The organism is Laedolimicola intestinihominis (assembly GCF_040096155.1).
Lineage (GTDB): Bacteria > Bacillota > Clostridia > Lachnospirales > Lachnospiraceae > Laedolimicola > Laedolimicola intestinihominis.
Genome location: NZ_JBBMFE010000019.1, coordinates 56,761 through 65,245, shown reverse-complemented (window position 1 = coordinate 65,245; position 8,485 = coordinate 56,761). Strand labels below are relative to the sequence as shown.

At 51.6% G+C, this 8,485-nt stretch carries 7 protein-coding genes; 2 read left to right on the top strand and 5 right to left on the bottom strand.

Annotation, left to right across the window (positions count from 1 at the left end; translation table 11 throughout):
• Nucleotides 1-95: 95 nt before the first annotated feature.
• The 4 genes from rsiV to WMO29_RS15510 form a co-directional block, all read right to left on the bottom strand.
• Nucleotides 96-1,046 carry an anti-sigma-V factor RsiV gene (gene rsiV / locus WMO29_RS15525; protein WP_349165408.1) on the bottom strand — a complete coding sequence of 317 codons (951 nt, stop codon included), beginning with the start codon at nucleotides 1,044-1,046 and terminating at the stop codon, nucleotides 96-98.
• Complete coding sequence (locus WMO29_RS15520; protein ID WP_349165407.1) at nucleotides 1,036-1,530, bottom strand: sigma-70 family RNA polymerase sigma factor; 495 nt, start codon at nucleotides 1,528-1,530, stop codon at nucleotides 1,036-1,038. The genes rsiV and WMO29_RS15520 overlap by 11 nt, the downstream gene beginning before the upstream one ends.
• A 175-nt stretch (nucleotides 1,531-1,705) precedes the next feature.
• Nucleotides 1,706-2,635, bottom strand: coding sequence for a TPM domain-containing protein (locus tag WMO29_RS15515; RefSeq protein WP_178038263.1), 930 nt, complete (start codon nucleotides 2,633-2,635; stop codon nucleotides 1,706-1,708).
• Entirely contained in the window at nucleotides 2,628-4,220 is a 1,593-nt protein-coding gene (locus WMO29_RS15510) for a TFIIB-type zinc ribbon-containing protein (RefSeq protein ID WP_349165406.1), read from the bottom strand. Before WMO29_RS15510 ends, WMO29_RS15515 begins: the two co-directional genes overlap by 8 nt.
• Before the next feature lie 168 nt (nucleotides 4,221-4,388).
• Between WMO29_RS15510 and WMO29_RS15505 the strand changes: the two genes are divergently transcribed.
• A complete protein-coding gene (locus WMO29_RS15505) occupies nucleotides 4,389-5,744 on the top strand; it encodes an alanine/glycine:cation symporter family protein (RefSeq protein ID WP_435391202.1) in 1,356 nt (451 codons plus the stop codon).
• Between the two features lie 463 nt (nucleotides 5,745-6,207).
• Complete coding sequence (locus WMO29_RS15500; protein WP_178038266.1) at nucleotides 6,208-7,119, top strand: LysR substrate-binding domain-containing protein; 912 nt, start codon at nucleotides 6,208-6,210, stop codon at nucleotides 7,117-7,119.
• Here WMO29_RS15500 and WMO29_RS15495 read toward each other — a convergent pair.
• Entirely contained in the window at nucleotides 7,064-8,443 is a 1,380-nt protein-coding gene (locus WMO29_RS15495) for an MATE family efflux transporter (RefSeq protein ID WP_349165404.1), read from the bottom strand. The two genes, WMO29_RS15500 and WMO29_RS15495, sit on opposite strands and share 56 nt — an antisense overlap.
• Nucleotides 8,444-8,485 lie beyond the last annotated feature (42 nt).

Below are 8,485 nucleotides of genomic sequence, written 5' to 3'. Positions count from 1 at the left end.
ATAATATTTTTTATGGAATAGGGAATTCTATCGGAATTTCCTATTCCATAAAAAATATCCCCTGCATCGCTACAGGAGATATTTTTTATACTCTTTTACTGCACGAACCCATCCTGCACAATATCCTGAATCACCTCGGTGGGAATCACAAATTCCACGCTGCCCATGCTCATGGGAGCCACTTCTCCTTCGTCAAATACGATAACCAGCCTGCCCTCCTCGTTGATGTAGAAGGTGGTGTCCGCTGTAATAGACTTGAAATCCCATTCCGGAATATCGCTGTCCAGCCAGTAAGTGACATTCTCATCGGCAGCCATCTGCTCCTTCATCTGCTCCTTAATATTCGCTGTAATCGGATCGATGAAGTTGGTGCCTTTTTTGAAGATACCGCTTAAGTTAATCATTTTACCGGTCTGCTTGTCGATATGGTATATTTTTACTGTTTCTTCGCCGCTGGCCATGACTACCAGCTTGTCAAAGCGGATAGAGAAAAGGCGGTCCGAATCGGTAATCACCTGATAATCCAGATCCACTGCCTGATATCCCTGGCCATCTGCGGCCTCCACGTCTGCCTGATACTGGGCAATGATCTCGTCGGTGTATTCCTGGATGCTCTGGTTGATGGCGTTGGTGCTTTCCTGATTGACGGTGCCGTCTTCATTTTTCACCTCTACCTCCGGCACCTTAACGTCTGCGTACATCTGATTGGTGCTGTCCTGATATTCCCGGAAGGTGACAACCTCCGCGATAGCTCCGATGACCGGTATTTTCGCCATGGCGTGGGCGATGCTTGCTCCGGAATTGGCCATAACTGTGATGGCGATCAGTGCGGCTGCGGCCGCTCCTCCGACGGTTTTTGCAAAGGTAATCATTTTATTATTTTTCTTTTTCATGGGCTTCTTCTTCCTTTCTATGGTGGTCTGTCGTTCCGTTTCCATATCTTTTTTTGCTTCCCGGATGCCTGTCTCTACGCGCTGTCTCAGCTCTGCGGGAATGAAAATCTCATGGTATTCCTGATTCATTTTGTCTAACCTCTCATCCTTCATAGCGCAGCTCTCCTTCCGTTAATTGAACCCGGAGCTTCTTCAGGCTCCGATACAATATGGATTTGACGGTATTCGTATTTTCGTGCAGAATACGGGCGATGTCATCCAGCTTCTGATCTTCGAAAAACCTTAAGATCACCACTGCTTTTTCCCGCTCATCCAGAATTTTCAAGGCCTCCAGGGTATCGAAGTCCTGATAGGTATCCTCTTTGCCGGTCTCGCCTGCCGCATCAAGTTCTGTCTCATTTTTCCGGCTGCGGATGTAATCCACGGCTGTATTCATCACAATGCGCCAGAGCCAGGTGCGGATGTAGCTCTCCTGCTGTACCTTGGACGCATTTTTTATGGCTTTATATACACTTTCCTGTACGATGTCCAGGGCGTCTTCTTCGTTTCTTACGTAAGTGTAGGCCAGCCGGTACATGGCTTCGTAGCTGTCCAGGATCTGGTCTTCCACTTTTTGCTGTAAAGACGGTGTGTTCATCTTTCGTTACGCTCTCCTTCCTATTTCTTCACTTCTATCTATTAGACGGCACGCTTTTATAAAAAGTTTTGAGAATTTTATCTTTTTCATTTTCTGCTATAAAAATTACCCTGAAGAAAAGCCTGTGTCAACCGGCATTTTCTGTCAAGGTAATTTCAAATTCTCTCTATCGCTTTTAGAAGCTGTGTCCGCCTCCGGAGCTGCCTCCGGAATCGCCTCCTCCGGAACTGCCACCGCCGCCGCTGAAGCCGCCACCGCCGCCGGATCCGGAGCTTTCGGATTCGGTATAGGTGTAGGTGCGTATACACTCTTTCGTGGTCTTCAGGGTGAATTTATTGGTTTCGAAGGGCTTCACGTTCCATTTTTCTTTGCTCGCCGTCATGCTCCGCGATATGCGCAGGTACAGATAATTGATCAGAAAGCCCAGGATAATCGCCAGGAACAGGTTGTTGATACGCTGCATGGGCCGCCGGATACTGCTGCCGGTGAGAAGACGCTGACACTGCTCGAAGGCTCCGATGGCGCAGTCATCGTAGCGTCTGGCACTGGCCAGGCGGTAGATATTATCCGTAATGGAGTTGGCGTCCCGGTTGCGAATAATGTGGCGGGTGGGGCCGGTACAGTACAGATAGATTTCCCGGTTATACATGTCGATGGCGAACATGACCACCGGCGCTTTCTTTGAGCTGCCATAGTAACCCGCGCAGATCTTCTCGCAGACCGTCGCCGTGTCGGAAGCTTCATATTCGTCCGTGGTATAGAAAATGACGTTAGCGTACTCGGAGATAGGCTCCATGCTGGCCAGAACCGCCTCCTTTTCGTCGTCTCCCACCAATTCTGCCTTGTCCCGGTAAATGACGTCGTAACCCAGGCCGTCATAATATTCCGGCTCGTCGGGATTACGGGTGGAGCCGGTACCGTCTGTAGCTGTTAAGGATGGGATCTGCTTTTCTGTCACCTCTGCCTTAGACGTCTGCGCCTGTTTCACAGCTGTTTCCGCCGAAATTCTTTCCACGAAAAAACTGCCCAGACCGACGCCCAAAATCACCGCGCACACAATCCCTGTTTTACAAAGAAGGCGCTTTTTCTCTCTCCTTCTACTCACGGTTATGCCCTCCTTTGTATAGCTCGAACTGCGGCATGGGCCGGGAACAGCTCAGGTTGTAGTCTCGGATGATTTCCAATAGCATCAGAATATCTACGCCGAAAGCCGCCATAATCGCTCCATAATACCACAGGTCCTCCACCGGGTTTACATAAGCTGTCACCCCAAGCAGCAGCGTCACAAACAGGCAAATCCAGTCTGCCGGAAGGGTCCGGGTCCGATTTTTCCAGAGCTTCGTCCGCTTCGGCATATCCTTCAGCAAAATTATCAGCTGAAACGCCGCCGATACCAGCGCCAAAAATATCTTCAGTGACTTGCTGCTCTCTATGTAGGCGGTATCGCTGAAAATGACTATGATAAAGGCAAGCAGGAAAATTGCGATGGGCGCTCCGATAATGCAGGCCACCACAACCAGAGCTATCCGCCATTTATCGTTGTTCAGATGCTTTTTCCGATGCTTCTTCTTTACTTTATATTCCCGCTCAATCTCACGCCGGTACAGCTTTTGAATATTGGAATGCCAGAGCAGGCACAGCACCATGTTAAACAGCGCCGTAATACCCAGCATGGTCTTCGCCGTAAACATCAGATCCTGAAACAGGCTGAACACCACGAACAGTACGGCTGCAATAATCAGAGATACTTTCGTAAATTTCTTCTGATCTACCGGCACGTCGCAGCTGATATTTTTATTCCGGCCCTCGATGGCTGCGTAAGCCACACGTCCACCGTTCCGGTAGGACATGAACCAGACCGGCTTCAACACGTCGCCTGCATGCCGGATATGAAGAATCGGCTCACAGGTGGCACGGGTAGCTTCCATACCGGCCAGATTATCATTGAGCTGATTTTCCAGCTGCTGGCCCGCCACCGCCCGGGCGTAGGGCTCGTAGACCTCCGGCGGCACATCGGCGGTATCCGCGTAGAAACCGCAGAGAAAGCCCGGCGCGAAAAGCCGTCCGCCACCCCGGTCTATTCCGTCCTGAATCCACTCGCTCTGCTCATCCGGGAAGGATGAGGACGCCGCATGGGTGATATCGCTCACTTTACCCGAGGCTTCGACGTTCATATTCCATTCCTTTACCGTATAGTGCCGCTTTCCTTTTTTCTTACCGGTATAGGTGGTGGTCTTTCCCTTCAGCTGATACGCGCCCCCTGCCTCCGCCTCGTAGGAATGACTGGGCACATAGATACCGCGAAATTCATGTTCGGCCTCCGGATTCTTGTATTCCTCCGGCACATAAGAGCACTTGGCGATAAATTCCCGGAACCGTTTCCGGCAGTCCTTCTTATCCACAGTAAATGGGAAAATGCGGAACGGAACCTTGATCTGCTCCGTCCTCTGCTGCAACACTGCAGACGCGCCGCAATAGCTGCAAAAGCCCGCGATGGTATGATCATTGGTGTAGATTTCACCGCCGCACTGGGGGCAGCGAAAGGCCTGGATCTCGTACAGATCTTGTTCTGCGTCCTTCTCGCGCTTGATTGAGTCCACGTCAAAGCTGCTGCGACAGCTTCCGCATTTCAGCCTGCCAAGCTTAATATCATACAGCAGCTCGCTGCCGCAGTTTGGGCATCCGTACATGGGGTTCACCTCCGTATTTTCGAAACTGGAATTTTACAAATTGCCTCGAACTTATCTCTATTATATCAAATTTCGCAGCATGATGTATAGGATAAGTTGCCACATTTTCGCATAATTTTTCCGGCTATTCATATAATACATCAGATCTTTTCTTCGGGTATCTATCTTATGTCAACTTTCTATGCGATTGTGGAGGCTTTGAACAACTGCCTCTGGGGGATCCCTATGCTTCTGCTTTTATTCGGGACGCACCTTTTTCTGACCTGGAAAACGGGACTGATTCAGCGGAAGCTTCCGCTGGCTATCCGGCTGTCGCTGACGCCGGACGCCGCAGTGGGCGCGGAGACGGGAAATGGCGACGGCGGGCTTTCGCCCTTTGCTTCCCTGACCACGGCTCTGGCCTCCAGTCTGGGCGTCGGAAATATCGTCGGCATGGGGACGGCTGTGGCGCTCGGCGGACCCGGGGCGGTGTTCTGGTGCTGGATCACCGGTTTCTTCGGGATAGCAACCACCTATGGGGAGGCGCTGCTCTCTCTTAAGTTCCGGGTGTACACTCCGGACGGGCAGCCTGCGGGCGGGCCCATGTATGTTCTGGAGTACGGGCTGCGCCGGAAATTTGCCGCCGTCCTGTTCGCGGTCTGCGGCGTGCTGGCTTCCTTTGGTATCGGCTGCGCGGTGCAGGTGCACGCCATGGCAGATACGCTTCCGGTTCCGCCCATTATCACAGGATTGGCGGTCGGACTTCTCACCTGCTTTGTGATCTTTGGCGGCAACCAGGCTATTTCTCGGGTCTGCGAGAAGCTGGTGCCCTTTATGACCCTGTTTTATCTGCTGGGCTGCCTTATGATTCTTGTGGCAAATCGGGCTTTCCTGCTGCCAGCCTGCCGCCTGATTCTGAAATGTGCCTTCGCGCCCCGGGCTGTCTCAGGCGGCATGGCAGGCTCCGGCCTGTTGTTGGCAGCCCGCTACGGGGTAGCCCGGGGTCTTTTCACCAACGAGGCCGGAATGGGAAGCGCGCCCCTGGCTGCTGCAGCCGCCCGCTGTTCCGATCCGGTGCGGCAGGCCCTGGTGGCCTCCACGGCCACCTTCTGGGACACGTTGGTGGTCTGCCTGATCACGGGACTAGTCATTGTAAGCCATCTGCTGGCCCGGGAGCCTGCCCTTTTGGCTTCCGGCGTGGCCCTTTCCGGCAGCAGCTTTACCTGGCGGGCCTTTTCTGCCATTCCCTGTCTTGGGCAGCCAGTGCTCTTATTCAGTATCGTGACCTTCGCCTATGCTACGATTCTCGGATGGTCCTTTTACGGGGAGCGTTGTCTTACATATCTGTTCGGGCCGAAAGCATTGTTCCCGTATCGGCTCTGCTGGATTTTTACGCTGGTGTTTGCACCGATGCTGGAGCTTCCGATGATTTTCGAAATTTCAGATCTACCGAATGCGTTGATGGCGCTGCCGAATCTGCTGGGGCTTCTGCTGCTGGCGGATGTAATCCGGGACGAGACCAGAATCTATTTTTCCGGGAAATAAAGTTTCGCACGGGCAGATATAGGAAACACCCTACGGGTGTCCCTGGATGCCCGTAGAACATGGGCAAATATAGGAAAAGGGACTGTCATCTTCTTCCATGTGCTTCGCGCTCACCTCAGAAGGACAGTCCCTTTTGATTATTGTCTATACTGTTCGTTTCCATATTCAATTTTCCTCGGCCTCTTTATAATACCGGCTCCTCTGCAAAGCTTGCGTAATACTCCTTAAAAAACTCATTTACCAGCGCTAAAATCTTCTTCATAAGTCATTCCATCCTTTCTTTAAAATGCCCATGTTCTAAGGGCATCCAGGGATACCCTCAGGGTATTTCTGTGCTGAATGTCTTCGGGATTTTTAATCCCTTGTTTCTTGTTGTCTTTACTATAACACCTTGCAATTCACTTGTGAAATACATATAATAAAAGCATCTTGATACTCAAAAAGTATAACGCAGGAGGCAACCATGGAACTCAGACACATTCGATATTTTAAGGCCGTCGCAGACGAAAAGAACTTTACCCGGGCAGCGGAGAAGCTGAATATTGCCCAGCCTCCCTTAAGCCGTCAGATTCAGGATCTGGAAAAGGAGCTGGATACGAAACTGTTTTTGCGCAGCCCCCACAGTATTTCCCTCACCGAAGAGGGCGAACTGTTTCTTCAGTACGCCAACCAGATTCTCGACCTGGTCAATAAATCTGCAGAGGAAGTCCGGGAAGTGAAGGAAGGCCTGCAGGGTATGCTCTACATTGCCTCTGTCGAGGGCTGCTGCCCCCACCTCTTTTCCGCGTGGATTGCGTCCTTCCAGAAACGCTATCCCCATGTACAGTACAATCTCTGGAACGGCAATTCCGACGACGTTAATACCCGCGTCTCCAAAGGTCTCTGTGAGGTCGCTATGATTACCGCCCCCTACAATAAAGAAGGCTTTGAGGTTCTTCCTGTCTGCCGGGAGCCCTGGGTGGCTCTGCTTCCCCATGATCACCCGCTGGCCGCCCTGCCCGGAGATTCTATTACACCGGAACAGCTTCTACCCTACGACCTTCTGATTCCTTCCCGGGAATCCCGTAAGCAGGAGATCGATCAGTGGTTTCTCGGAACTGGCCGGAAGCCCGTCATCCGCGGACGTATCGCCCATATGGTCAATGCCTATGAGCTCAGTCTCCACGGCGTCGGCGTCTCCATTTACCCGGCCTCCATTTCTTCCCTGATTCGAAGCGACGAACTCTGCGTAAAAAAAATCGACCACCCGGACGCCTATGCTTCCTATGCTCTCATCTGGAGCAAGAATCATCAGCTGTCACACGTGGCCGAAGAATTTATTATGCATGTAGAGAATCAGCTTGCGCAGGAGTCTCCGACTGAATCAATTTTGTAACTTTTTTCATACAGTACAGACAGGTCGGGAAAATATAACAACAGGCAGATACCCAGGCCGTCTGATCCGCAAAACAGATGGCCGTATAGCCAAAGGTCCCCACAAAGCCCACGCTGACGATGATCCGGGCAATCATTTCCGTCACGCCAGAGAAAAAGGCACGTCCGGAAAAGCCCAGTCCCTGGGTCACCATGCGGGACACGTTCAGGATACCCAGGCTCCAGTAGAAGAATCCCATGCACCGCAAGTATTTAGCGGAAGCGTCCAACACCTCCACGTTATCCCTGCTCAGGAACATCATGGACAAGGAGCGCCCAAACACAATCAGTACCAAACCTGCAAATATACCGTAGCCCACGGCCACAACCATTCCCTGGAATAACCCCTGGCGGATACGCTTCGCCTGACCCGCACCCAGATTCTGACTGCAAAATACAGAAACCGCAGTCGCCATGGCGTCAAAGGGACACAACGCAAACTGTTTGATCTTTACGGCCGCTGTAAAGCCCGACACATAGATGCTTCCCAGACTGTTATTGGCAGACTGCATGACCATACTGCCAATGGCGGTAATAGAAAACTGCAGACCGGTAGGCAGCCCCATCATCAGCAATTCCTTCACAGCTTCTCCATCCATCTTTTGGTTTTCCCGGCTCATCCGCATCAGTTTCACCCGGCGGATGATAAATCCCAGACATAAAAGTCCGCTGACAGCCTGTGCAGTAATCGTCGCAATGGCCGCTCCGGCGCAGCCCCATTTCAGAACTATGATACAAAACAGATCCAGAAAGATATTTAAGATAGCCGAAAATGCCAGGAACAGAAACGGCGTCCGGCTGTCTCCTACCGCACGCAGAATACTGGAAAGATAATTATACAGAAGTGTAAATGGCAGGCCGATAAAGATCACCAGCAGATATGCATACGCATTTGCGAAAATGTCCCCCGGCACGGACAGAATCTGTAAAATCCAGTTACACAGAGACATACAGAGCACTGTCACGATCGCCGCAATCATCGCCGTCAGAACGCCGCCATTGAAGATATAGCGCCGCATGGTATCATACTTTTCCGCGCCGAAATACTTCGCAATCGGAATGCCGAAGCCCGCGCAGCTTCCCATACAAAAGCCCAGTACCAGAAACTGTACACTGCTGCTGGATCCCACTGCCGCCAACGCCTCCGCGCCCAGGGTCTGGCCTACGATGGCTGCGTCGATGATGTTATAGGTCTGCTGCAGAAGATTACCCACCAGAAGGGGCAGGGCGAACTGCAGCATGGATTTTAAGGGATTGTCTTTGATCATGGATGCTGCTGATGACATACTTTTACCTCTTAACTAAAAAACACAATTCAGATACTCTAA

What these genes read in the sequence shown, in the direction of transcription:
- rsiV (WP_349165408.1), bottom strand. Translation starts at nt 1,046, where the DNA reads ATGAAGGATGAGAGGTTAGACAAAATGAATCAGGAATACCATGAGATT.
- WMO29_RS15520 (WP_349165407.1), bottom strand. Translation starts at nt 1,530, where the DNA reads ATGAACACACCGTCTTTACAGCAAAAAGTGGAAGACCAGATCCTGGAC.
- WMO29_RS15510 (WP_349165406.1), bottom strand. Translation starts at nt 4,220, where the DNA reads ATGTACGGATGCCCAAACTGCGGCAGCGAGCTGCTGTATGATATTAAG.
- WMO29_RS15505 (WP_435391202.1), top strand. Translation starts at nt 4,389, where the DNA reads ATGTCAACTTTCTATGCGATTGTGGAGGCTTTGAACAACTGCCTCTGG.
- WMO29_RS15500 (WP_178038266.1), top strand. Translation starts at nt 6,208, where the DNA reads ATGGAACTCAGACACATTCGATATTTTAAGGCCGTCGCAGACGAAAAG.
- WMO29_RS15495 (WP_349165404.1), bottom strand. Translation starts at nt 8,443, where the DNA reads ATGTCATCAGCAGCATCCATGATCAAAGACAATCCCTTAAAATCCATG.